Source organism: Neisseria sp. CP9, assembly GCF_047758525.1.
GTDB lineage: Bacteria > Pseudomonadota > Gammaproteobacteria > Burkholderiales > Neisseriaceae > Neisseria.
In genome coordinates this window covers 1,344,235-1,365,040 of record NZ_CP180502.1, presented here as the reverse complement: position 1 = coordinate 1,365,040, position 20,806 = coordinate 1,344,235, and the positions used below count along the sequence as shown (strand labels likewise).

The following is a 20,806-nucleotide window of genomic DNA, read 5'->3' as shown; positions in this document are numbered from 1 at the left end:
AATTTTGCAAAGGTCTCAATAAGATTAGTGTTATGCTGGGGTCAGGTGTAAAAGTGGACATAGTAGAGAGTAATAGGCAAAGTAGTGGTTGTCAGCATACCCAAGCATAGTAGTAAGATTTATACAAGTGTGGCAAAACCGCTTAAGATAAAGTTTTTTAGAATTTGAAGCGTATATGAAAAAACTACTCAAAATCCTCCCTGTCTTAGCAGTATTTACCGTATGCGCTATTGCATATACCCCCCTGTTTGCCCAAAAGGATTGGAAAATTAATACAGGCATTCCCGAAATCTCCCTGCGTGAAAACGAGCAAGATTTGGTTAACCGCTTAAACGGCGGTTACGAACAAATATACAGTACAGCCTTTATCAGTCTGGGCGGTTATCCCAAGATACGCTTCAAGCATGGGGAACACGGCTTTATGCTGCCGGACAACAGTCATATACTGGCTTCCAGTCAGGAAGGAAACGGCTGGGGCGTAACCAGTATTGAAGTGGATGCGGAGTTTTACCGCTCCGACCAACCTGACAAACATCTTCAGGCAAGGAAAAAGTTTTTGGAGTTGCTGCGGGAGCTGCAAGCTAAAGGCTGGAAGCGGTATTACTATCCTGGCGGCGCACGGATGGTCGATAAAATAGATATTTTTCAGGGTGGGGAATATGTCTATATAGATTACGAACCGAGCGAGCAGGAGTGGCTAAATGTCTTTACCCAAGGACTTGAAAGCCTTTCCTATGAACTGTATGCCGACGGAGTTTTATTGTCTATTAGCCTTAATGCGGACTCCAATGAATATTGGCAAGGCTACTCGATATATAAGATTAGTATGGAGTTTGATGCTTTGGAATATAAATTTCAGGATTACAGTGGTGTTTACAAGCGAGATAACGACGACCGCTTTATCCCTGCAAAGTGGCTGCCCATGGTGGAAGAAGTATTGCAGTCTAATGATAAATACCGTATGGAAAAAGAACGCGAGCTGAAAAGGCAGGGCATAAAAATAGACGAAAGCTATCAAGACCCACTGCCGAAGATATATACCGACTATTTGAAAAATAAAGGTAAAAAATACTGATTAGCTAGCATAGGTTAGGTTAAAAACCCAACTTTAAAAAAGGTCGTCTGAAAACTTTCAGACGACCTTTTCGTTTATTTAGGATCGCAGCGGAAATGGTAGGCGCAGATTTCGAAGCCGTTTTTGAAATACAGGCGGTGCGCATCGACGCGGTCGTGATTGACGTGGACGTTGAGGTGGATTTTGGTTACGCCCGTTTCCGCGCCAATTTTACGGACCTCTGCCAACAGGCGGGAGGCGTAGCCTTTGCGGCGGCTTTGCGGCAGGGTAACGATGTCGTCGATGTGGATATGGCGGCCGCTGGCAAGGTTGCAAGACTCGCGGAAGCCGCAGACGGCGACGGCGTTGTGTTTGCCTTCTTCAAAAATACCTAAGAGGCGGTAGCCGGCGGGGCGTTGGATGGTGTTGATTTGTTCGGTGAATTTGCTGATGTCGGTCAATGAAGAACGTAGGACGCTGAGGGCGGCGAAGGCGGTGGATGTATCTTCGGGCGGGATTTCGCGCAAAACGTAGTCGGCAGCGGCGGCTTGGACCGGCGCTTTTTCGGCGGCGTGTTTTTCTTCGATGGCTTGTGCCAGCAGGACGCGTTCGGCCGGTTCGCCTTGTGCTTTGTCTTCCTGTTCTTTCAAAAGCTCTTTGCAGTCGATGATGCGCAGGTCGTTGTCGGCGGCGAAGTCCATCAGGAAACGGAACATCTGCGGATTGTCTTCTTCGAGTTTTTTATCGACGGCGACGCAGCGGACGTTGTCCACCAGCATGGGGCGCACCCAGTTGGAGTAGGACAGCCGGTTGTCTTTGGTAAATGAGGACAATATGCCGCACAGGCGTTCTGCCCAGTCACTGGGACGGAAAATCTTGCCTTTGTTGGTTGTGCCGTGAATCACGACTTCGTAGGGGTTGCAGACTAACATGGCGGTTTCCTGTGTAGAGTTTGAAATTAGGGTGAAACCTTTCAAAAACTGCTGTGCGTCTTTGTTTTTTATTGATTTCACAAAAGAATATATTTCGCAATTATACCCTACTGTCCGTGCTTCGTGGCGTTCGGGGGCGGTGTTGGTTTTTCGAAAATGACAAGGGGTCGTCTGAAAATGGAGCGTCAAATTTCAGACGACCTTTGAGCCGTAGCAGCAATATAATGTGTGATGGGTTTGGGACGAAACGGCGGATTACCTGTATTACAAGCATCGGCGCAAAGGCGGATGATTGCCGTCCGGCAAAGGCGGCATCGTTTTATTTCAGCCCGGCTGCATCCCTATTTCCCGCCTGCGGACACACGCCGCCGCACAAACAAAAAACACCAACTGCGCCAGATTAAACGTCGCCCCGCCAAGTGCGGCGGCAACGGGCGATTGCGGAAACAGGCTGCACGAAACCGCAATAACCGTTCCTACCGGCAACGGATTGCACCACGCGGCGGCACGCGGAAGCAGCGTCCTGCGGCGCAGCGTCTGTACCAGCAACAGCAGCCATCCCGCCGCAATCGAACCGACCGACGCCATCCAGTGCACCTCCAGCATCCGGTAAAAATGGCGGAACAGCGCAAGCAACGCCGGATAATCGTCCGGCGCAGCATTCAGCAGCACCTTGGCGGCCATGCCCGTGAAATAGAAACCGGCATGTCCCAAAGGCGACAACGCATATCCGAAAAACAGCACTGCAAAACCGACCCTGGCCGTGCACCCAGGCCGCATCAACCGGTAAACGCCAAATGCCGCCGCCAGATACAGCGCCGCAGAAAACGTCGCCGGCAACACACCCCACAGCAGCCGCTCGGGCGAGCCGGCCTGCATCAGCACGGCAAAATCCGCCGCCTCGCCCAACTGAGGCGCCAGCGTCTGCGAAAGCAAAGGATAACGTTCCGGCGTTTGCACGAATCCGACCAGCAGCATATCGGCAACAGTCCAGCACACCGCCGCTACAATTCCCGCCCAAAGCAGCAGAGAAAGTCGGGAAACAGCGGTTTCAGACGACCCGCACCTAACGGATGCTTCATTTTGATTTTGCATATCATGGAATCCTGTCGGGGTATTCTCGACAATAAAATAGACTATTAAACAGGAAGATAAGTTCTCAAATTATCGGTACGTTCTATGATGTTTTCACAAAATTTCCGGCAACTGCTTAAATTCATAGGGAATAACATAAGACCGTCTGAAACTATTTCAAATAGCCTTAAATTATTCCGGCAAGTAAAATTCAGACGACCTGCGTCTGATGTTCGTCGCCGTTTCGCCCGCGAATAATGCCCAAACGGTAAACGGTTTCGCCTTCTCGCTTTTTCACGCCTGAAATCCTGCCGTCTTCGTGTTGTTGCCACCACAGAATACTTCATGTAAATTCCCGCCTGCTCCAACAACCTCTATTCCAAAGAAACCTCCATGAACATACAAAAATATACCGCAGCCCTCCTGCTCGCCGCCACATTCTCTGTTGTACACGCCGAACCGCAAGAAGCCTCCTTCCAAGACCAATGCGCCCTGGTCGGACTGATGGCTCAAACCGCCATGGGCGAACGTTTGTCCGGCACGGGCATGGAACAAGCCGTAGAGAAAATGAACGAACGCTTTATGGTTGTTGCCAAAAACGATTACAGCCGCTCTTTCATTCAAGGGCTAACCGAACGCGTCGCGCAAAACATATACCACTTTCCGCAATCGGCTTTGAACGCCGTCCCCAAATCCGACTACGCCATCTTCGCCCGCGATACGGGCAAGGCGGAATATCAGCTTTGTATGAAAGTCCTGACGGGCAAAACCGAATAAGAGAGGTCGTCTGAAACGGATGCAACCCCATTTTCAGACGACCCCTTTGCACGAAAATCCGAAGCCCTGCGTCGTCAAATATGCGATAATACCGCCACCTCAAACCGATTTCAGACGACCCATGTGCCTTAACGCCCGCCCCGCCCGTTTTGCCCGTACCGCACGCCGCGGCGCGTCCGTCGTTGTTTCGTAAAACCCCGCCTTAGCGGGGTTTTTGCCGAATTGAAGAAAGGAAGCCGAATGCCCAACCCGCTTTACCGACAACACGTCATCTCCATTTCCGACCTGACGACCGAACAGCTCGAGCTGCTCCTGCAAACCGCCCTCAAGCTCAAAGCCGACCCGCGCGACGACCTGCTCGAAGGCAAACTCATCGGCTCATGCTTTTTCGAACCCTCCACCCGCACGCGCCTGTCGTTTGAAACCGCCGTACAACGCTTGGGCGGCAAAGTCATCGGCTTCTCCGACGGCGCGAACACCAGCGCGAAAAAAGGCGAAACCCTCGCTGACACCGCCCGCATCATTTCCAGCTACACCGATGCCATCATCCAACGCCACCCCAAAGACGGCGCGGCGCGCGTGTCTGCCGAGTTTTCCAAAGTCCCCGTCATCAACGCCGGCGACGGCACCAACCAACACCCCAGCCAAACCCTGCTCGACCTCGTGACCATCTACGAAACCCAAGGTCGTCTGAACAAGCTCAAAATCGCCATGGCGGGCGACCTCAAATACGGCCGCACCGTCCATTCCCTCTGCCAAGCCCTCAAACGCTGGGACTGCGAATTCGCTTTCGTCTCCCCGCCCAGCCTCGCCATGCCCGAATACATCACCGAAGAACTCGAAGCCGCAGGCTGCCGCTACCAAATCCTGCCCGACCTCGAAGCCGCCGTCGAATGGGCGGACATCCTGTACATGACCCGCGTCCAGCGCGAACGCTTCGACGAACAAGAGTTCGCCAAAATACAAGGCAAATTCAACCTCAACGCCGCCATGCTCGCCAATGCCCGCCCCAACCTGCGCGTGTTGCACCCCCTGCCGCGCGTTGACGAAATCCACCCCGACGTCGATGCCACGCCGCACGCCTACTATTTCGAGCAGGCGACCAACGGCGTTTACGCCCGCATGGCGATTTTATCGCTGGTGTTGAACGAAGAAGTATAAGGAGCAAATATGGAAACCCCTAAACTCAGCGTCGAAGCCATCGAAAAAGGCACCGTCATCGACCACATCCCCGCAGGCAAAGGCCTGATTATCCTGCGCCAATTCAAACTGCTGCACTACGGCAGCGCCGTCACCGTCGGCTTCAACCTGCCCAGCAAAACCCAAGGCAGCAAAGACATCATCAAAATCACCGGCGTCTGGCTGGACGACAACGCCGCCAACCGCCTCGCCCTCTTCGCCCCCGAAGCCGTCGTCAACACCATCGACCACTTCAAAGTCATCAACAAACGCCGGCTCACCCTGCCCGACGAAATCGCCGAAGTGTTCCGCTGCCCGAACACCAACTGCGCCAGCCACGGCGAGCCGGTGAAAAGCCGCTTCTACGTCCGCAAACAAAGCGGGCAGACCAAGCTCAAATGCCACTACTGCGAAAAAACCTTCAGCCGCGATTCTGTGGCGGAGGCTTAGTTTTCGCTAAGGCTGGACCGGCATGAATGCAAAAGGTCGTCTGAAAACTTGAAATCAGGTTTGAACTGCACCCCAAAAGTTGGACATCCCCCCTCCAACTCACAAGGTGCAGTTTTTTTATGAGCAAATATACATTACACTTCAAATACCAAGCCGTACTCCACTACCTGCACATACGCAGCCAACAGCGTACCGCAGACCACTACGGCATCTCCCGAACCCACCTGCGACGATGGATACGCGCCTATCAGGAAGGCGGCATCGGCGCACTCGAACATCCCCAATCCAAAACCATGACCGAACACCGCAAAAACCCCTTCATCGCCGACAAACCCGACCACGAAAAAACACAGGCAGAGCTTATCGAAGAGTTGTGCTATATGCGCGCAGAGGTCGCCTACCTAAAGGAGTTAAAAGCCCTCAGCCAAAAGCGGACCGAAAAGGACAAAGCCAAACCGTCCAAACACTGAGGGCGCAACACCCGCTCAAATACCTGCTGCACATCGCAAACCTGCCCAAAAGCAGCTTTTACTACCACCACCAAGACCGACCCGACCCCGACGAAGCCGACAAAGCCCTCCTCGTCGAAACCTACCGGCGGCATAAAGGACGCTACGGGCAAAGGCGCATTGCCGCAGCATTGGGTTGGAACCGCAAAAAAGCAGCGCGGCTGATGAGGCAGCTAGGACTGAAAGCCCTCATACGGGCGAAAAAAGCCTACCGCCATCCCGCCATGGGCGAGATATCGGAACACCTCCTCAAACGCCGGTTCACAGCCCGAAAGCCCAACGAAAAATGGCTGACCGACGTGACCGAACTCAAAGGAAAGGACGGCAAACTGTACCTCTCGCCAATATTGGACTTGTTCAACCGCGAAATCATCGCCTACGCCATGAGCCGCAATGCTAACAGCGAAATGGTGAAGGAAATGCTCGAAAAAGCCGCCCCCCGTCTGACCGGCGAAGGAACGATGCTTCATTCTGACCAAGGTGTGCTGTACCGTACGTCGGGATATAGGGAATTGCTTGCCCAACATTCCATGGTTCAAAGCATGTCGCGAAAGGCGAATTGTTGGGACAATGCACCGATGGAAAGCTTCTTTGCGGTGTTGAAGACAGAGTGTTTCTATAACGCAGGGGAATTGACGGTGGACGAATTGATGAAACAGATAGATGACTATATGGATTACTACAACCGGGAGCGTTGCAGTTTGAAATTGAAAAAGCTGAGTCCTGTCGCATACAGAACCCAGCTTGCACAGAGCGCCTGAATAGGCTTTTATGAGTGTCCAAGATTTGGGGGCCAGTTCAGTTTTCAGACGACCTTTGCTTTCAGACTTTCTTAACGGCGCGGCTTATTCTTTGCCGATTCCTTTATCCAGCCCTTGCGTCAGACCGTTGATGTCGCCGCCGTTCAGACCCAACTCTTTCAAGAGGCCGTCAACCAGCGGGGCTTGGCTGCGGTAGCGCAGTGCGCTGTTGACCATTTGGTCGGCGAGGCTGGCTTGTGTGGTTTGACCTTCCGACACGCCTTCGGAGCCGTTGGCAGCGCCGCTGAATCCGCCCAAGCCGTTGACTTGCAGAATCTTGATGTCGTCGATGTTTTCCATCGGGCGCACGGATTCGCGGATGATGTCGGGCAGGTGTTTCAACAGGGCGAGGCGCACTTGCATTTCGACTTGCTCGACGCTCAGGACGTTGGCGGCTTCGTTCACGGCACGGGTACCTTCGGCATCGACTTTGTATTGCTGCTCTTGCGCTTGTGCCAACAGGACTTTGGCATCGGCTTCACCTTTGGCTTGCAGGCGTTGTTTCTCGGCTTCGGCTTCGGCGGCGATGCGCACGGCTTCGGCGCGGTCTTGCGCGGCCTGTTTCTCGGCTTCGGCGGCGACAGTAAGCGAAATCGCATCTTTTTGCGCGGCTTCTTCGGCGGCAATCAGTTCGACGGCTTTGGCACGCTCGGCGCGTTCGGTTTCGCGTACGGTAATCACGCTCTCTTCTTCACGCACGGCGGCGGCACGGGCTTTGTCGGCCTCGGCTTTGGCTTCGGATTCGGCACGCGATTTTTCGGCGACGGCGATGGCGCGGTCTTGTTCGGCAAGCTCGATGGCTTTGCGACGCTCGACCTCCGCCTGCTCGACGGCTTGGGCTTTGCGGATGTCTTCGTTTTTAATGTCGCGTTCGGCGGCGATGCGTTTCAAATCCACTTCGCGTTCGGCGGCGATTTTGGCTTCTTCCGCCTCGCGTTTTTTCTGCGCTTCCTGCTCGGCGATGCTGGCTTCCTGTTCGGCGCGGCGCACGGCGATTTCGCGTTCTTGTTCGAGTTTGGCGTATTCTTCTTCGCGCGAGATTTTCAGGCGTTGCTGCTCGGCTTCGAGGTTTTTGGTTTTAATCGCCAAATCGGTGTCTTGTTCGATTTCATTGCGTTTTTTGCGGCGGCCTTCGATGGTTTCGGTCAGTTTAGTCAGACCTTCCGCGTCAAAGGCGTTTTGCGGGTTGAAAAATTCAAAGCTGGTTTGGTCGAGGCCGGTCAGGGAAACGGTTTCGAGTTCGAGGCCGTTTTTAAACAAATCTTCGCTCACGACTTGTTGCACTTTTTGAACGAAATCAACACGTTTTTCGTGCAGCTCTTCCATCGCCATTTCGGCGGCAACGGCGCGCAGGGCATCGACGAATTTACCTTCGACGAGATCTTTCAATTCGTCGGGCGACATGGTTTTCATACCCAGCGTTTGCGCGGCGGTGGCGATGCTCTCGGCGCTGGGTTTGACGCGGACGTAAAATTCCGCCATCACATCGACGCGCATCCGGTCGCGGGTGATCAACGCCTGCTGCGCCGCGCGGCGCACTTCGAGGCGCAATGTGTTCATGTTGACGGGGATGATTTCGTGCAGCACGGGCAGCACCATCGCGCCGCCGTTCATGATGACTTTTTCGCCGCCGAAGCCGGTACGGACGAAGGAGACTTCTTTGCTGGCGCGGCGGTACAGGCGGGTGAGGATGAGGCCAAGTACGAACAGCGCAACGAGTATGACGCCGGCGATGATGCCGATGGAAACTAAGTTCATGGGTTTTCCTTTCTTGTTGTCGATATACCCTTGAGGGGTGTGGGTTCAGACGGTTTTTTAGGGTTTGGGGTCGTCTGAAAGGTTAAAAATTTTGGGTTTTAAAGGTAGGCCGGATTCTTGAATCCGACAATTTCGGTTATGTGCAATACGGCTGAAGCGGAGCGGTTCGTCGGATTCAAGAATCCGACCTACCATTTCTGTTTTTTGCAAACCGTAGCGTCGGCTTTACCCTCGACCTACTGTCGTTTGAATCAAACGATCATCCGAGATGTTTGCTTCGTGGGCGAAGCCCACGCTACGGACCTCTTGAGGGGCGTCGGTTCAGACGGTTTTTTAGGGTTTGGGGTCGTCTGAAAGGTTAAAAATCTGGGGTTTTAAAGATAGGTCGGATTCTTGCAATCCGACAATTTCGGTTATGTGCAATACGGCTGAAGCGGGGCAATTTGTCGGATTCAAGAATCCGACCTGCCGAGCTTATACCTTGAATATCACTGCCAACCTGTTAATTCAATCAATGCGTTTCGAGAAGCTGTTGTACAAATATTGTGCCTTCCTAAGCCCAGCAGCCCGAAAATGACTGTTGTTCCCCTGCGTTCGGTAATCAGACTGACTCCGACGATGTCACTCATATGGATACGGTCAAACTTCCTGTAAGCCCCGTCATGCCCGCCTTGATAACGGATGCGTCCGAATGCGCCGTAAATAATCAATTTTTCGTGATCAATATAAATTGATTTCCGGGTCGTCAGCCCACTCCACCAACGTTCCACGCGCCACAGCCACAATAGCGTGAGCATAATAGCCAGCAGCCAAGTCATGTTGCTTGAAAGTGATAGATCCATCCATTTCACTATCTTCAGCCAGAGACCGCCTACGCCGATGAGGCCGAACAAGAAAGCAACCAAGGGTTGAAACAACAAACCTCTGAATAATGAATGTTTAAACAGCAGCCCGTCGCCGACAACGATGACACCTCGCGGCAGCTTGTTTTTCAACGCTTCGATGCGGGATTGCATATCGCGCTCGGACTGCGCCAAATGATCCATATCTATCCCCGTTTTGTTTTTCTAATTAATTGATAAAAATGATGGTTCATTGCAAACCGACGTTTATAGTGGATTAAATTTAAATCAGGACAAGGCGACGAAGCCGCAGACAGTACAGATAGTACGACAAGGCGAGGCAACGCCGTACTGGTTTAAAGTTAATCCACTATATCTTTTCAGACGACCTCAATCCACCAAACTCCCGCTCGGGTTCAAAATCGCTTTAAACGTATTTCCCTCCAGCGACACCAGCAACACCGCGTCGCCCTGTTTCAACACTTCGTCGGAATCCGGTTCTGCCATCACATAATGCTGCTGTCCGTACACATCCTTCACCCGCACCTGCGCCGCGCTGCCTGCCCGCGCCTCACCCAGCACTACCGTGCCGATGCGTCCGATCAGGCTTTCCTGCGAAACGGCGGTGGTTTCGTCTTTGGGCATGATTTTGTACAGTCCGCCCGCGGTCAGGCGCACCAGCGGCAGCGAGAGGAACCACACGGCTACTGCCGCCAGCCATCCGTTCAGATAGCTGCCGAACACGGCGGCAAAGGTCGTCTGAAAGAGATAGCCCGTCAGTCCGTACACGGCAAGGAACACCACCATCAGCATCAACACCGGCACGCGACCGACATACAGCCAGCTCAGAAACCTGACGAACACGCCCGCGTCCGCCGCGTCCAGCCCGACTTCGGCGTGTGCGGTTTCGGTCAGGCTGTCGGGCAGCAGGTTGTCCAGCCAGTCACTGATGCCGCCCGCCAGCATGGAGATGACTTCCAACACGCCGAGTAAAACCATCAGCGCGATGGCGATGCCGAAGATTTCTGTTTCGGGGGCGTTGATTAAATTCCACATTATCGTGTTCCTTTTTATTCTTGCATTTCAAAGGGGTATTGGGTTTTCAGACGACCTCTTTGCACTCAATCTCTGCGCGGCATTCAATCGGAAAGTTGACCGAGTTGGCGATGAAACACAGGCGGTGCGCTTCGTGATGCAGTTCTAAAGCCTTGGCGCGGTCGCTTCCTGCGGCGATGGTAACGCGCGGCTTCAACACGGCGGAGACGAAACGCCCCGCGTTCCCATTCCCACCTTCGTCCATCACCGCTTCGGCGTGGTCGGTGTAGGCGGTAACGCAGATGCCCGCATCGGCACACAGGTGCAGGTACCATAGTTTGTGGCAGGCAGAAACGGCGGCCAACAGCATTTCTTCGGGGTTCCAGCGACCTGCATCGCCGCGGAAAGCAGGGTCGGCGGAACCGTGCAGGTCGGGCTTATCCTCGGCGGAAACGGTAAAGTTGCGCAAATAAGCGGTGTAGGATGATGTGCCTTCGCCGAGATTGCCCGTCCATGTTGTCGCGGTGCGGTAGGTGTGTTTTTTGCTCATTTTGACATTCCTTTCAATTATTTACTGTTCGCGGCAATAAGACCGTATCAGCCTTAAAACGTCGGTTCTATTCGAGCCAGAAATAGGCAGATACGCCGGCCATCACGCTGATGCCCAGCCACAGCAGGATTTTGGTTTCCGCCCATACGTCATCCCAATACCTCCCCCGCAGCGCGCTGATAATGTCGGGCGTGCAATAGAATTCGATGCATTCGACAAATTCTTCCCAATCCTTAAACATCACAAAGTAAAGCAATACGGCGGTTAGCAAACCGATCAAAATGGCAAAAATCATCAAATTCCCCTATTTTTCAGACGACCTGTGCGTATCGTAAAGAAAGGTCGTCTGAAACTGCTCCTAACTTTTCCCTAAGTCCTGCGTGTTTAAATGTCTATACCGACAACAGACGCAAAGGGAACGAAATGAAACATTCTCAGTCGCAATATACAAAACCGTCCAAACCGCTTTTGAAAAAATTGCTGCTTCCTGTCGCCGCTGTTTGCGCCATTTTTCTTGCAGCAGAAGGTTTCGACCTTTACGAAGACTACGCCCAATACCGCATGGAGACAGACCCTGCGTTCGCGCAACACCACGACCGCGCTTTGTCCATCCTGCACAGCAGAGGCTATGAGGTCCACGATTCCGACACCGACCTGCATTGGGCAAGACCCGTTTTGGAATTTGAGGCCTACAAAGGCAGCTTGGAATACAAAATCGTGATGTCTTATCCCGATTTGAACATACTCGTAGAACGCGTCGATTTATAATCCGCTTCCGAATATTCTTAATTTGACTTACCCCACGTCCCGAAAGGATACGACATGAAAAAACTTTTACCGGCATTACTCCTAGGCAGCATCGCACTGACCGCTTGTGCCGCCCCTTATCCTTACGACTATTACGATGACGACTATCGTACCGACCGCTACGAGCAGCGTTATGACCGTTACGATGACCGCTATGATGACCGTTATGAGCGCGATTACGACCGTTATGACGACTACCGTTACCGCGACGGCAAGTATTACGATGACGACTACATCGAACACCAAATTTACAGCGATCCGTCTTTCGAGCAAAAACGCGCACAAGTGATGCGGATTCTCGAACGACGCGGCTACCAAGTTCACGAAATCGAAGCCGATGACCGCCGCGGCCGCCCCGTATTGAAAGCCGAAGCCTTCAAAAACGGACGCGAATACGACATCGTTTTCTCATGGCCGGATTTACGCATCATCAGCGAACGCATCGACTACTGATTTGTTCCGCCATACGCCGCAAGGACAAGCTCCGCGCGGCGTTTTTCTTTTCAGACGACCTTTCCGATAGAGAGGGTCGTCTGAAAACTTGGTTTATTTTATATAACGAAGAAATGCAATCAAATTTTCATAAAACATCCAAACCCAAAAAATATATGCAATTAGAAACGGGCGGTACTTGAGGGAATTTTTGAACTTTATCCGGCTATGGCATTTCTCCTCTAATAAATCTAAGAGTTTTTGCCGCTCCGACTCTTCACAACCTTCCGAAATCTCTGCTTTCAGCATTTTTATGGCTTTTTTGATATGGATTTTCCAGACATCCACAATCAATTTTCCGTCATATTTTGCCTTCAAGTCATCCGTAATAATAACAACATAGAATCCCACGATTAAAATAGCAGCAACTATTGCGGGAATGGGGTGATTATCACTAAGAGACCAAACCGCAACAGTTGATAACAGCAACCATGCAGCATGGTGATTCAACATCTTATGGTAGTAAGCAATCTGCTCATCAAGCTCATGAATCTTATCAACAAAATTCATCTTATTTCCCCGCCTTCAACGCTGCCAATCGTTCGGCAATACGGTTGTTGCGGCTCAAGTCTTCCAATTCCTTCAATTTTGCCAACTGCGCCGCATCGGTGCTGCTGTGTACCGCGTTTTGACGACCCATCACGCGGTCGAAAGCGTTGCCGCTTTTTTCGGCATCACGGGCGATGCGGTTGAGGTCGCTGCCGCCTGCCGCTTTGCCTGCGCCCGTGCTTTGCTGCGCGGCGCGCCAGTCTTGCAACTGCTGCTGCATCTCGCGTTTTTTCGCCTGCAAGGCGGCGATAAAGCCCTCAAGCTCTTTCTCCTGCGCGGCACAGTCGGCAATGGTGTTTTCCAAAACAGGCAGACGCGCTTCGATGTCCATTTGTTCGGCGATGCCCGCCTCGGCAAGATCGTCGCGCCCAGCGGCTACGGCGGCTTGCAGGTTGGCATCGATGGCTTCGTGGCGGTTGCTCTCGTCCGCCATTTTCTTGGCGGCAAGGTGTTTCTGCGCCAACACTTTGCCCAATTCGGCACGCACCTCGTCCACCGCCCGCTCAATTTCGCGGATGCTCTCGTTCATGACCGCCTCAGGCGCAAGGTTCTCCGCCGCATCAATCAGGGCATGAAATCCGCCGCTCACCAGACGGCCCACTCTGCGGGATAGGGTTTCGCTCATTTGGATTTTCCTTTCTTTATAAAATCATGAGAAATATTGTGTTTAGCCGGCATCCGATTGTGCCAACCAGTCGTAACATTGCTCCCATGACAATGTTTCGTTTTCGTCTTCTTTGCCTTCCAGCAGGGCTTGTTCTAAAGCTCGTCTGAATGTAGTGCGGGTATTTGGGTGGGTAAACCAAGCCGACAGTCGGGCAGCGAATTGCGTTCTATTCGGACAATGCTCGGGCAGATAGCAGACTTTGTACCAATCCGGCTCGTTGCTGCCATACGGAATGTCTAAGTACAAATCGACAAAATCGCGTAAAGCTGCCGTTTTATCCGCCTGTTCCGTCCACACTGCCAGCAGTTCGTCAACAACATCCAATCCGGCGAATTGAAACATATTCAGCCAAACGACCAAGCAGCCTTCATAGCGTGGCGCGGTCAGTTGCAAGTCAAACCAAGCGGCGGCGAAACGTTTTAACCAATCGATTTCTTCTTTTGTCCAGCATTCGGGCAAATCGCAACGCAACTTATCAAGCAACGTTTCATCAAGCGATCGGACATCTTCCTCGTTGACCAAAGCCTGCAAAATACGCGGCAGAAAATGTTTCATGTCTAAAGCCGTCGCAGCTCCTTTGTCCAAAGGCACGCTGCCCAAATACGCCTGTAACATATCGGTAGGAATCTTGCGCAACGGATATTCCAACAACGCCTGTTGGAAGTCTTCGGGAGAGCAGCTATTGCAAGTGCAGATATTCAGCGGGAAGCGCACGCTGTAAGGTGCAAATAATTCGTATGCTTCTGCTATCCATTTTTCCATTAGTTTGCCTCTGTCTTTGATGTCCGACATGGATGTTTAGGAATGAGAGGGAAGGGGATTTCAGACGACCTCAAACCTTCCTCGCCTGCTGCACAATCAAGGCATGAAAATCGCCACTCACTAAACAACCCAATCTGCAAGATAGGGTTTCGCTCATTTGGATTTTCCTTTTAATTTTTCTTTTCGATAAAACGCATACAAACTGCCGCAAGCGGCTAGATACATGCCGTAACAGACCAAGCGGTCAAACCAAGGCTCAAGCCGTTTATCTCTCAACGCGACAGCCAATTGTTCCGGCGGCACAACCAACACTTGATGTCTACCATCCTCTACATATTCCATCTGCTGTATCACCAAACCCTGTGGCGTGTCTCGATAGCTTAACGGCGTATAGAAGCGGAAGCCTTCAATGCTGATGATTTTTTCCGGACGGTGGTTATCGAAAAACTTGAGTCCTTGCCCGTCAACAAACCGAGCGGTATTCACGGAATAATGCTTCCCACCATACTCCAGTGCGGCAAAGGGAGGGCGTTTGGGTGGAATATATTGAATATCGCCACTTAGGCGCACAGCTTCTTCACGTACAGGCTGGAACAGACTTAGTGCCATCGTACTGCCCACTAAAACCAGTGGTACACTGAGCATTATCACGGCGGCAATCAAATCTGTTTTGCTTATTTTGGGTATCATGCGCCCACTTTTCTCGCTGCCGTACTCCATTTTTCATTCAGCCTTTCCTTCACGCCTCAAACCTTGCCTGCCTGCTGCACAATCTTCGCCAGTTTCAAAGTGTTTTCAAGCTGTTGCAGCACGGTATCGTCGTATGCCGCGCCTTTGCCGGTTACGGCGAGCTGCAAGATGCTGTCGGTCAGGCGGACGATGCGCCACATCAGTTCGCGTTCGTATTTTTTCAAACTGTCGAGGTCGGCTTCTTCGGGTAGATCGGCGGCGAGCGTCGCGCCCAAGTCGGGCAACTGCTCAAACAAACGCGCCACGATATGCGAATGCACCCCTGCCTGCTTTTCCGCGTGCAATACATCATGTTTCGCCGCTTGGAAAAACTGCTCCTGCGCCGTCAGCGCGGAACCGTAATCGCGCGTCTGCGTATGCGCCAAACGCGCCTGCTTGAGCAGCTCGCGGATTTTTTCAGACGGCGTATTCGCTCCTTCGATTTTTAATTCAGCAATAAAATCAGCATCTTCCTGAGTAATTCTCACGCTAACGGGGATACGGTTTGTCGCATTCATATTCGTTTGATTTGATTTGTATTCATTTGTATACGAATATACAAGATGAGATGACAAGGCGCAATATTTGAAATGGTTTATTTATGTAAACCTTAGGGCACGCTGAAACACGTTTGCAGATACATAGGGAGAACCGAGCTTTTCCTTTATAATCCATCCATCTATTTTTCACTTATTTCAAGCAGGTTCACCATGTCCAAACCCACCCTTCTCCTCGTTGACGGCTCTTCTTATCTCTACCGCGCGTATCACGCGATGGCGCAGTTGACCGCGTCTGACGGTGCGCCGACGGGTGCGCTTTACGGTGTGTTGAACATGCTGCGCCGGCTGCGGGCGGATTATGTGCACGATTATTGCGCGGTGGTGTTTGATGCGAAAGGTAAGAATTTCCGCCACGAGATGTTCCCCGACTACAAGGCGACGCGCCCGCCGATGCCGGACGATTTGCGCCCGCAGGCGGAAGCCTTGCCGGATTTGGTGCGGTTGATGGGCTGGCCGGTGTTGGTCATTCCGCAAGTCGAAGCGGACGACGTTATCGGCACGCTGGCGGCGATGGCTGGCGAAGCGGGTTGGAATGTGGTGGTGTCCACCGGCGATAAGGACATGGCGCAGTTGGTGAACGAGCGCGTGACGCTGGTGAACACGATGAGCGGCGAAACGCTGGACATTGAAGGCGTGAAGGAAAAATTCGGCGTGCGCCCCGACCAAATCCGCGATTATCTCGCGCTGATGGGCGACAAGGTGGACAACGTGCCGGGCGTGGAGAAGTGCGGCCCGAAAACGGCGGTGAAGTGGCTGGAAGCCTACGGCTCGCTGGCTGGTGTGATGGAACACGCTGCGGAAATCAAGGGCAAGGTCGGCGAAAACCTGCAAGCTGCGCTGCCCCAACTGCCGCTGTCGTATGATTTGGTGACGATTAAAACCGATGTGGACTTGCACACCGAGCTTTCAGACGGCCTCGAAAGCCTGCGCCGCACTTCGCCGAAATGGTCGCAGCTTGCGGTCGATTTCAAACGCTGGGGCTTCCGCACTTGGTTGAAAGAAGCGGAAAGCCGTATGCACGAAGCGGCGGACGGCGATTTGTTTGGCAGCGATACGATAGGCGAACAGGCGGCGTTGGACATGGAAACGTCGTCTGAAAAAATCATAGAACATGCCCCAGCCCCCGAAAAGCTGGATTATCAAGCCGTTACTACTGAAGCGCAGTTTGCCGCCTTGTTGGACAAACTGTCGCAAGCGGAAAAAATCGGCATCGATACGGAAACCACGTCCCTAGACGCGATGAACGCCTCGCTGGTCGGCATCAGTATCGCGTTCCAAGCAGGCGAAGCGGTTTACATTCCCGTAGGACACAGCCTGACTGCCGCGCCCGAACAGCTTGACTTGCAAGACGTATTAGGCCGTCTGAAACCGCATTTGGAAAACCCCGCCCTGAAAAAAATCGGGCAAAACCTCAAATACGACCAACACGTTTTCGCCAACTACGGCATCGCCCTGAACGGCATTGCCGGCGACGCCATGCTCGCTTCCTACATCATCGAGAGCCATCTCGGACACGGCTTGGACGAATTGTCCGAACGCTGGCTGGGCTTGGAAACCATTACCTACGAATCGCTGTGTGGCAAAGGCGCGAAGCAAATCGGTTTTGCCGACGTCGCCATTGAGCAGGCGACCGAATACGCCGCCCAAGACGCAGATTTCGCCCTGCGCCTCGAAGCGCACCTGCGCGCGCAGATGGACACCAAGCAGCTTGAAATGTATGAAAAAATGGAGCTGCCCGTCGCGCAGGTGTTGTTTGAAATGGAACGCAACGGCGTGCAAATCGACCGCGCCGAACTCGCCCGTCAAAGCGCAGAGCTCGGCGCCGAGCTGATGAAGCTCGAACAAGAAGCCTATGCCGCCGCAGGACAGCCGTTCAACCTCAACTCGCCCAAACAGCTTCAAGAAATCCTGTTCGACAAAATGGGCATCCCCACCAAAGGCCTGAAAAAAACCGCCAAAGGCAGCATTTCCACCAACGAAGCCGTGCTCGAACAGCTCGCGCCCGACTACCCCCTGCCCAAAATCATCCTGCAAAACCGCAGCCTGGCGAAACTCAAATCCACCTACACCGACAAATTGCCCGAAATGATTTCGCCCAAAGACGGCCGCGTGCACACCACCTACGCCCAAGCCGTCGCCATCACCGGCCGCCTCGCCAGCAACAACCCCAACCTGCAAAACATCCCCATCCGCACCGCCGAAGGCCGACGCGTGCGCCGCGCCTTTACCGCACCGCAAGGCAGCGTCATCGTTTCCGCCGACTATTCCCAAATCGAGCTGCGCATCATGGCGCACCTCTCAGGCGACAAAACCCTCATCGCCGCGTTCCAAAACGGCGAAGACGTACACCGCCGCACCGCCGCCGAAGTATTCGGTATCGCTCCCGAAAACGTCTCGTCCGAGCAACGCCGCTATGCCAAAACCATCAACTTCGGTCTCATTTACGGCATGGGACAATACGGACTCGCCAAATCGCTGGGCATAGACAACCTGTCCGCCAAAACCTTCATCGACCGCTACTTCGCCCGCTACCCCGGCGTCGCCGAATACATGCAGCGCACCAAAGAACAAGCCGCCGCCCAAGGCTACGTCGAAACCCTGTTCGGCCGCCGCCTCTACCTGCCCGACATCCATAACAAAAACGCCAACGCCCGCGCCGGAGCCGAACGCGCCGCCATCAACGCCCCCATGCAAGGCACCGCCTCCGACCTCATCAAACGCGCCATGATAGACGTATCCCTCTGGCTTTCAGACGACCTCTTGCAAAGCAAGCTGATTATGCAGGTGCATGACGAACTGGTGTTGGAAGTACCCGAAGCCGAACTGGATTTGGTCAAAGAAAAACTGCCGCAGATTATGGCGAAAGTGGATGAAGGGATGTTGAAAGTGCCGCTGGTGGCTGAGGTTGGTGTGGGAATGAATTGGGAAGAGGCGCATTGAGATGGTATGAATGAAATGCCGCCTGAAAATTTCAGACGACATTTCATTCAAGATATAATTCAAAATATACTAAAATTTATTGTTGTATCACTAGTCTCTAGTGTCTCAATATCTAGTTCTAATATTAATAATTGACTATGGTCATCAGACTGATTCATATTTTCTTTCCAATATCCATCGCTTCCTAAACAATAACTTTTCGTTTTGTCTAAAATAAATTCTTGTTTACAAATTTCTCCAATTGACTTCTTTGTACGAAATGATTGGGTTACATAGTGTTCCAATCCAGATATAACATGCGGTTCCGTCAACCATTTCCATTCGTTATTTGTTTTACAACCAAATCTACAATCACCAAGATTAAAACTTTGTGTTTGGAAATTTCCCTTATCAACTATCAATATATGTAAAGATGCTATTTGATTTGGCAATTTGTTTGGTATTCCTACTGCTTTAACGTATGACTCCTTAGCATGTTTTAATATGCCTAAAATATTTCGATTTTCTGAATTTATTTTTTTTGCAATGAATTCCAAAATATATTTAATAAAATTTTGGGATTCAATTTCTTCTTTTGCATCTCCAATTATAAAAACATAGCAATTGGAATAATTGCAAAAAACACCATAATCGCTATTATATTTCCTATCTTTCCCCTGACAACTTCTCCAAATCACTTTCATTATAATTCCAATATCTTGATAATCTTATCTTCTACACGTGAGTATTCGTCTAGTTTATATAAAAAGAAAGCTTCATTCTTTAATATCTTAAGTTGCTCTTGAATAAATTCTATTACCTTATTATCTTTAAATTTAGATTTAAACTCAAAAAGTTCTTCATAAATCTGGGGTCGTCCATTTATTACAATCAAAATATCCTCAATATCTTTACTTTCAAGAATGTCTCCATTACCTCGATTGTTGTAAGCTTCAAATTTGGTTGCTAAAAAATAAATTGGGTGAATTAATTTAATTATAAAGTCATCTAATTGATAATTTTCAGCTGTTTCAAAAGCTATTGGATACCATTTATTTTCAAAACCTAAAATAGCGTTTGTTGGCATTAGATCTATTAAGATATTCTCTAATTTCATTCTGCATATTGGCCCTTCCTCATCTTCTAAGCCAAGCTCTTTAAATCCGCAACTTTTTAATTCTTCTTGAAAATGTCTGTATTCACCATGTGTTAATACAGAAATAATCAAGTCTACGTCTTCTGTACTGCGAATATCTTCTTGACTTACATCATCTACAAATAAACAAGTTGTACAGCCTCCTACAAAAACAATTTTTTCTCTTAATGAAGGTGTTAACTTCGATACTACTTTTTTCAGCATATCAAAATGCAATTTACTTGCCGTATTCATCATTTTCCCATAAAAATATCTTTTAATTGCTCAAATGCTACTTGCTTTTCCCTAGGTGCATTGAGCCTAATTGAATCTACCAGCACTAATAATTCATATAGCAGAGGGTCTTTTACTGCAGCATATGGAACTGTTTTATATAGTGGCTCAATAGCATCCCCTACTACCGTACCATTAGCATCTTCCCATACCATCGGAAGTTTTTTGCCTGATATGATGTTCTCATACAAAAAAGGTGATGAATATGAAATAGGTATTCCTCTAACATTACCTATTTTTTTTATAGGGAAAAAAAATCTCAATGCGGGGATTACAACATTCAGGAGATCCTGAGTATTTACATAGGGTATTTTATCTCGAATTAGTAGCAATTTTAAATCAATACATCGTTTTAACGAGAGACTGATTTGAGATTTGCTGATGCCTGTACTTTTTTCCAATGCCAAAAGCGAATATTTATTCTCGTTTAAAAGGCTATTAAAATCTATTCTAGAATAGAAATTTTCAATTTCTCCATAATACTTATTCAAGTAATAGTTGTTGTATTTCGACTCTTTATTTTTATAAATAATATTTAAATAATATTGTTTCCTTTGCTGCTCGGTAAGAAATTCCGACTTCGCCATTTTCTTATTGGTAAGATCAATTTTTTCGTAGTAGGAAAGACTAAAGATTTTTAATAGTAGCAGAATATCTTGACTTTTCATGATAAAAACTCCTTGATTTTTTCAAATTATAAAATAAAAATATTTTTTTTCCTAGGAATTAGGAAGGATTTCAAAAAATTCTTGAGCAAGCCTGTTGATAACTTTGTGTATAAATATATTTTATAATTTAATGATTGAATTTCAGAATCCACCAAAGCCTATTGATATACTTTCCTATTTCGTTTATAGCTGCGCTATCTCAAGGTTAGAACTATTAAACTAGAACTGTGTATGTATCTCAACAACACGCACGCGGTTGTTAAA

General features: G+C 50.4%; 25 protein-coding genes and 1 pseudogene. 11 read left to right on the top strand and 15 right to left on the bottom strand.

Annotated elements, in window-relative coordinates; all coding sequences use genetic code 11:
• Nucleotides 1–175: 175 nt before the first annotated feature.
• Nucleotides 176–1,075: a hypothetical protein gene (locus tag ACMYUL_RS06505; RefSeq protein WP_415772719.1), complete on the top strand. Its 900-nt coding sequence runs from the start codon at nucleotides 176–178 to the stop codon at nucleotides 1,073–1,075.
• Nucleotides 1,076–1,149: 74 nt separating this feature from the next.
• Here the strand turns inward: ACMYUL_RS06505 and ACMYUL_RS06500 are convergent, their stop codons facing one another.
• Both ACMYUL_RS06500 and ACMYUL_RS06495 read right to left on the bottom strand, forming a co-directional pair.
• Entirely contained in the window at nucleotides 1,150–1,986 is an 837-nt protein-coding gene (locus ACMYUL_RS06500) for a GNAT family N-acetyltransferase (protein WP_415772717.1), read from the bottom strand.
• 324 nt (nucleotides 1,987–2,310) lie between these two features.
• On the bottom strand, nucleotides 2,311–3,081 hold the full coding sequence (locus ACMYUL_RS06495) for a DUF6796 family protein (RefSeq protein ID WP_415772715.1): 771 nt from the start codon (nucleotides 3,079–3,081) through the stop codon (nucleotides 2,311–2,313).
• A gap of 372 nt (nucleotides 3,082–3,453) precedes the next feature.
• Between ACMYUL_RS06495 and ACMYUL_RS06490 the strand changes: the two genes are divergently transcribed.
• The 6 genes from ACMYUL_RS06490 to ACMYUL_RS06465 all read left to right on the top strand — a co-directional run bounded on the left by ACMYUL_RS06490 (nucleotide 3,454) and on the right by ACMYUL_RS06465 (nucleotide 6,736).
• On the top strand, nucleotides 3,454–3,837 hold the full coding sequence (locus tag ACMYUL_RS06490; RefSeq protein ID WP_415772713.1) for a hypothetical protein: 384 nt from the start codon (nucleotides 3,454–3,456) through the stop codon (nucleotides 3,835–3,837).
• Nucleotides 3,838–3,856: 19 nt separating this feature from the next.
• A complete protein-coding gene (locus ACMYUL_RS06485; protein WP_415772711.1) occupies nucleotides 3,857–4,030 on the top strand; it encodes a hypothetical protein in 174 nt (57 codons plus the stop codon).
• 47 nt (nucleotides 4,031–4,077) lie between these two features.
• On the top strand, nucleotides 4,078–4,998 hold the full coding sequence (gene pyrB / locus ACMYUL_RS06480) for an aspartate carbamoyltransferase (RefSeq protein ID WP_003758865.1): 921 nt from the start codon (nucleotides 4,078–4,080) through the stop codon (nucleotides 4,996–4,998).
• Between the two features lie 9 nt (nucleotides 4,999–5,007).
• Nucleotides 5,008–5,466 (top strand): aspartate carbamoyltransferase regulatory subunit, encoded by a 459-nt coding sequence (pyrI, locus tag ACMYUL_RS06475; RefSeq protein WP_003758869.1) that lies wholly within the window; start codon nucleotides 5,008–5,010, stop codon nucleotides 5,464–5,466.
• 119 nt (nucleotides 5,467–5,585) lie between these two features.
• Nucleotides 5,586–5,936 carry a helix-turn-helix domain-containing protein gene (locus tag ACMYUL_RS06470; RefSeq protein WP_262379027.1) on the top strand — a complete coding sequence of 117 codons (351 nt, stop codon included), beginning with the start codon at nucleotides 5,586–5,588 and terminating at the stop codon, nucleotides 5,934–5,936.
• Nucleotides 5,840–6,736 carry an IS3 family transposase gene (locus tag ACMYUL_RS06465; RefSeq protein WP_415772707.1) on the top strand — a complete coding sequence of 299 codons (897 nt, stop codon included), beginning with the start codon at nucleotides 5,840–5,842 and terminating at the stop codon, nucleotides 6,734–6,736. The genes ACMYUL_RS06470 and ACMYUL_RS06465 overlap by 97 nt, the downstream gene beginning before the upstream one ends.
• Before the next feature lie 84 nt (nucleotides 6,737–6,820).
• Here ACMYUL_RS06465 and ACMYUL_RS06460 read toward each other — a convergent pair whose 3' ends face one another.
• Nucleotides 6,821–8,533, bottom strand: coding sequence for a flotillin family protein (locus ACMYUL_RS06460; RefSeq protein ID WP_003759828.1), 1,713 nt, complete (start codon nucleotides 8,531–8,533; stop codon nucleotides 6,821–6,823).
• A 488-nt stretch (nucleotides 8,534–9,021) separates the two neighbouring features.
• Complete coding sequence (locus ACMYUL_RS06455; RefSeq protein ID WP_415772705.1) at nucleotides 9,022–9,579, bottom strand: hypothetical protein; 558 nt, start codon at nucleotides 9,577–9,579, stop codon at nucleotides 9,022–9,024.
• Nucleotides 9,580–9,613: 34 nt separating this feature from the next.
• Between ACMYUL_RS06455 and ACMYUL_RS06450 the strand changes: the two are divergent.
• Nucleotides 9,614–9,775, top strand: a pseudogene (locus tag ACMYUL_RS06450) (IS5/IS1182 family transposase); the annotation flags it as partial.
• On the opposite strand, the gene ACMYUL_RS06445 reads toward ACMYUL_RS06450, so the two are convergent.
• From ACMYUL_RS06445 to ACMYUL_RS06435, 3 genes are all read right to left on the bottom strand, one after another.
• Entirely contained in the window at nucleotides 9,766–10,431 is a 666-nt protein-coding gene (locus ACMYUL_RS06445; RefSeq protein WP_003767067.1) for a YqiJ family protein, read from the bottom strand. The pseudogene ACMYUL_RS06450 and the gene ACMYUL_RS06445 overlap by 10 nt on opposite strands.
• A 46-nt stretch (nucleotides 10,432–10,477) precedes the next feature.
• Entirely contained in the window at nucleotides 10,478–10,960 is a 483-nt protein-coding gene (locus tag ACMYUL_RS06440; protein ID WP_415772703.1) for an OsmC family protein, read from the bottom strand.
• 67 nt (nucleotides 10,961–11,027) lie between these two features.
• Complete coding sequence (locus tag ACMYUL_RS06435) at nucleotides 11,028–11,255, bottom strand: hypothetical protein (RefSeq protein WP_415772701.1); 228 nt, start codon at nucleotides 11,253–11,255, stop codon at nucleotides 11,028–11,030.
• A 128-nt stretch (nucleotides 11,256–11,383) separates the two neighbouring features.
• On the opposite strand from ACMYUL_RS06435, the gene ACMYUL_RS06430 reads away from it, so the two are divergent.
• Nucleotides 11,384–11,728 (top strand): hypothetical protein, encoded by a 345-nt coding sequence (locus ACMYUL_RS06430; RefSeq protein WP_003743670.1) that lies wholly within the window; start codon nucleotides 11,384–11,386, stop codon nucleotides 11,726–11,728.
• A gap of 54 nt (nucleotides 11,729–11,782) precedes the next feature.
• Nucleotides 11,783–12,220, top strand: coding sequence for a PepSY domain-containing protein (locus ACMYUL_RS06425; RefSeq protein WP_415772699.1), 438 nt, complete (start codon nucleotides 11,783–11,785; stop codon nucleotides 12,218–12,220).
• Nucleotides 12,221–12,313: 93 nt separating this feature from the next.
• On the opposite strand, the gene ACMYUL_RS06420 is transcribed toward ACMYUL_RS06425, so the two are convergent.
• The 5 genes from ACMYUL_RS06420 to ACMYUL_RS06400 all read right to left on the bottom strand — a co-directional run bounded on the left by ACMYUL_RS06420 (nucleotide 12,314) and on the right by ACMYUL_RS06400 (nucleotide 15,484).
• Complete coding sequence (locus ACMYUL_RS06420) at nucleotides 12,314–12,769, bottom strand: hypothetical protein (protein WP_415772697.1); 456 nt, start codon at nucleotides 12,767–12,769, stop codon at nucleotides 12,314–12,316.
• Nucleotide 12,770: 1 nt separating this feature from the next.
• Nucleotides 12,771–13,433: a PspA/IM30 family protein gene (locus tag ACMYUL_RS06415; RefSeq protein WP_049222777.1), complete on the bottom strand. Its 663-nt coding sequence runs from the start codon at nucleotides 13,431–13,433 to the stop codon at nucleotides 12,771–12,773.
• Between the two features lie 42 nt (nucleotides 13,434–13,475).
• Entirely contained in the window at nucleotides 13,476–14,237 is a 762-nt protein-coding gene (locus ACMYUL_RS06410) for a hypothetical protein (RefSeq protein WP_415772695.1), read from the bottom strand.
• A gap of 153 nt (nucleotides 14,238–14,390) precedes the next feature.
• On the bottom strand, nucleotides 14,391–14,957 hold the full coding sequence (locus ACMYUL_RS06405) for a hypothetical protein (protein WP_415772693.1): 567 nt from the start codon (nucleotides 14,955–14,957) through the stop codon (nucleotides 14,391–14,393).
• Between the two features lie 26 nt (nucleotides 14,958–14,983).
• Complete coding sequence (locus ACMYUL_RS06400; RefSeq protein ID WP_415772692.1) at nucleotides 14,984–15,484, bottom strand: hypothetical protein; 501 nt, start codon at nucleotides 15,482–15,484, stop codon at nucleotides 14,984–14,986.
• Nucleotides 15,485–15,676: 192 nt separating this feature from the next.
• On the opposite strand from ACMYUL_RS06400, the gene polA reads away from it, so the two are divergent.
• Entirely contained in the window at nucleotides 15,677–18,466 is a 2,790-nt protein-coding gene (gene polA / locus ACMYUL_RS06395; RefSeq protein WP_415772690.1) for a DNA polymerase I, read from the top strand.
• 59 nt (nucleotides 18,467–18,525) lie between these two features.
• Here the strand turns inward: polA and ACMYUL_RS06390 are convergent, their stop codons facing one another.
• The 3 genes from ACMYUL_RS06390 to ACMYUL_RS06380 are packed head-to-tail and all read right to left on the bottom strand — an operon-like array spanning nucleotide 18,526 to nucleotide 20,542.
• On the bottom strand, nucleotides 18,526–19,149 hold the full coding sequence (locus tag ACMYUL_RS06390; RefSeq protein ID WP_070512913.1) for a hypothetical protein: 624 nt from the start codon (nucleotides 19,147–19,149) through the stop codon (nucleotides 18,526–18,528).
• Entirely contained in the window at nucleotides 19,149–19,838 is a 690-nt protein-coding gene (locus tag ACMYUL_RS06385; protein ID WP_070512910.1) for a nucleotidyl transferase AbiEii/AbiGii toxin family protein, read from the bottom strand. The genes ACMYUL_RS06390 and ACMYUL_RS06385 overlap by 1 nt, the downstream gene beginning before the upstream one ends.
• Nucleotides 19,835–20,542: a hypothetical protein gene (locus ACMYUL_RS06380; RefSeq protein WP_070512906.1), complete on the bottom strand. Its 708-nt coding sequence runs from the start codon at nucleotides 20,540–20,542 to the stop codon at nucleotides 19,835–19,837. The genes ACMYUL_RS06385 and ACMYUL_RS06380 overlap by 4 nt, the downstream gene beginning before the upstream one ends.
• Between the last annotated feature and the right edge of the window lie 264 nt (nucleotides 20,543–20,806).

Excerpts from the sequence above, each read along its gene's own strand:
- ACMYUL_RS06505 (WP_415772719.1), top strand. The coding sequence starts at position 176 with ATGAAAAAACTACTCAAAATCCTCCCTGTCTTAGCAGTATTTACCGTA.
- ACMYUL_RS06500 (WP_415772717.1), bottom strand. The coding sequence starts at position 1,986 with ATGTTAGTCTGCAACCCCTACGAAGTCGTGATTCACGGCACAACCAAC.
- ACMYUL_RS06495 (WP_415772715.1), bottom strand. The coding sequence starts at position 3,081 with ATGCAAAATCAAAATGAAGCATCCGTTAGGTGCGGGTCGTCTGAAACC.
- ACMYUL_RS06490 (WP_415772713.1), top strand. The coding sequence starts at position 3,454 with ATGAACATACAAAAATATACCGCAGCCCTCCTGCTCGCCGCCACATTC.
- ACMYUL_RS06485 (WP_415772711.1), top strand. The coding sequence starts at position 3,857 with ATGCAACCCCATTTTCAGACGACCCCTTTGCACGAAAATCCGAAGCCC.
- pyrB (WP_003758865.1), top strand. The coding sequence starts at position 4,078 with ATGCCCAACCCGCTTTACCGACAACACGTCATCTCCATTTCCGACCTG.
- pyrI (WP_003758869.1), top strand. The coding sequence starts at position 5,008 with ATGGAAACCCCTAAACTCAGCGTCGAAGCCATCGAAAAAGGCACCGTC.
- ACMYUL_RS06470 (WP_262379027.1), top strand. The coding sequence starts at position 5,586 with ATGAGCAAATATACATTACACTTCAAATACCAAGCCGTACTCCACTAC.
- ACMYUL_RS06460 (WP_003759828.1), bottom strand. The coding sequence starts at position 8,533 with ATGAACTTAGTTTCCATCGGCATCATCGCCGGCGTCATACTCGTTGCG.
- ACMYUL_RS06455 (WP_415772705.1), bottom strand. The coding sequence starts at position 9,579 with ATGGATCATTTGGCGCAGTCCGAGCGCGATATGCAATCCCGCATCGAA.
- ACMYUL_RS06445 (WP_003767067.1), bottom strand. The coding sequence starts at position 10,431 with ATGTGGAATTTAATCAACGCCCCCGAAACAGAAATCTTCGGCATCGCC.
- ACMYUL_RS06440 (WP_415772703.1), bottom strand. The coding sequence starts at position 10,960 with ATGAGCAAAAAACACACCTACCGCACCGCGACAACATGGACGGGCAAT.
- ACMYUL_RS06435 (WP_415772701.1), bottom strand. The coding sequence starts at position 11,255 with ATGATTTTTGCCATTTTGATCGGTTTGCTAACCGCCGTATTGCTTTAC.
- ACMYUL_RS06430 (WP_003743670.1), top strand. The coding sequence starts at position 11,384 with ATGAAACATTCTCAGTCGCAATATACAAAACCGTCCAAACCGCTTTTG.
- ACMYUL_RS06425 (WP_415772699.1), top strand. The coding sequence starts at position 11,783 with ATGAAAAAACTTTTACCGGCATTACTCCTAGGCAGCATCGCACTGACC.
- ACMYUL_RS06420 (WP_415772697.1), bottom strand. The coding sequence starts at position 12,769 with ATGAATTTTGTTGATAAGATTCATGAGCTTGATGAGCAGATTGCTTAC.
- ACMYUL_RS06415 (WP_049222777.1), bottom strand. The coding sequence starts at position 13,433 with ATGAGCGAAACCCTATCCCGCAGAGTGGGCCGTCTGGTGAGCGGCGGA.
- ACMYUL_RS06410 (WP_415772695.1), bottom strand. The coding sequence starts at position 14,237 with ATGGAAAAATGGATAGCAGAAGCATACGAATTATTTGCACCTTACAGC.
- ACMYUL_RS06405 (WP_415772693.1), bottom strand. The coding sequence starts at position 14,957 with ATGGAGTACGGCAGCGAGAAAAGTGGGCGCATGATACCCAAAATAAGC.
- ACMYUL_RS06400 (WP_415772692.1), bottom strand. The coding sequence starts at position 15,484 with ATGAATGCGACAAACCGTATCCCCGTTAGCGTGAGAATTACTCAGGAA.
- polA (WP_415772690.1), top strand. The coding sequence starts at position 15,677 with ATGTCCAAACCCACCCTTCTCCTCGTTGACGGCTCTTCTTATCTCTAC.
- ACMYUL_RS06390 (WP_070512913.1), bottom strand. The coding sequence starts at position 19,149 with ATGAAAGTGATTTGGAGAAGTTGTCAGGGGAAAGATAGGAAATATAAT.
- ACMYUL_RS06385 (WP_070512910.1), bottom strand. The coding sequence starts at position 19,838 with ATGATGAATACGGCAAGTAAATTGCATTTTGATATGCTGAAAAAAGTA.
- ACMYUL_RS06380 (WP_070512906.1), bottom strand. The coding sequence starts at position 20,542 with ATGAAAAGTCAAGATATTCTGCTACTATTAAAAATCTTTAGTCTTTCC.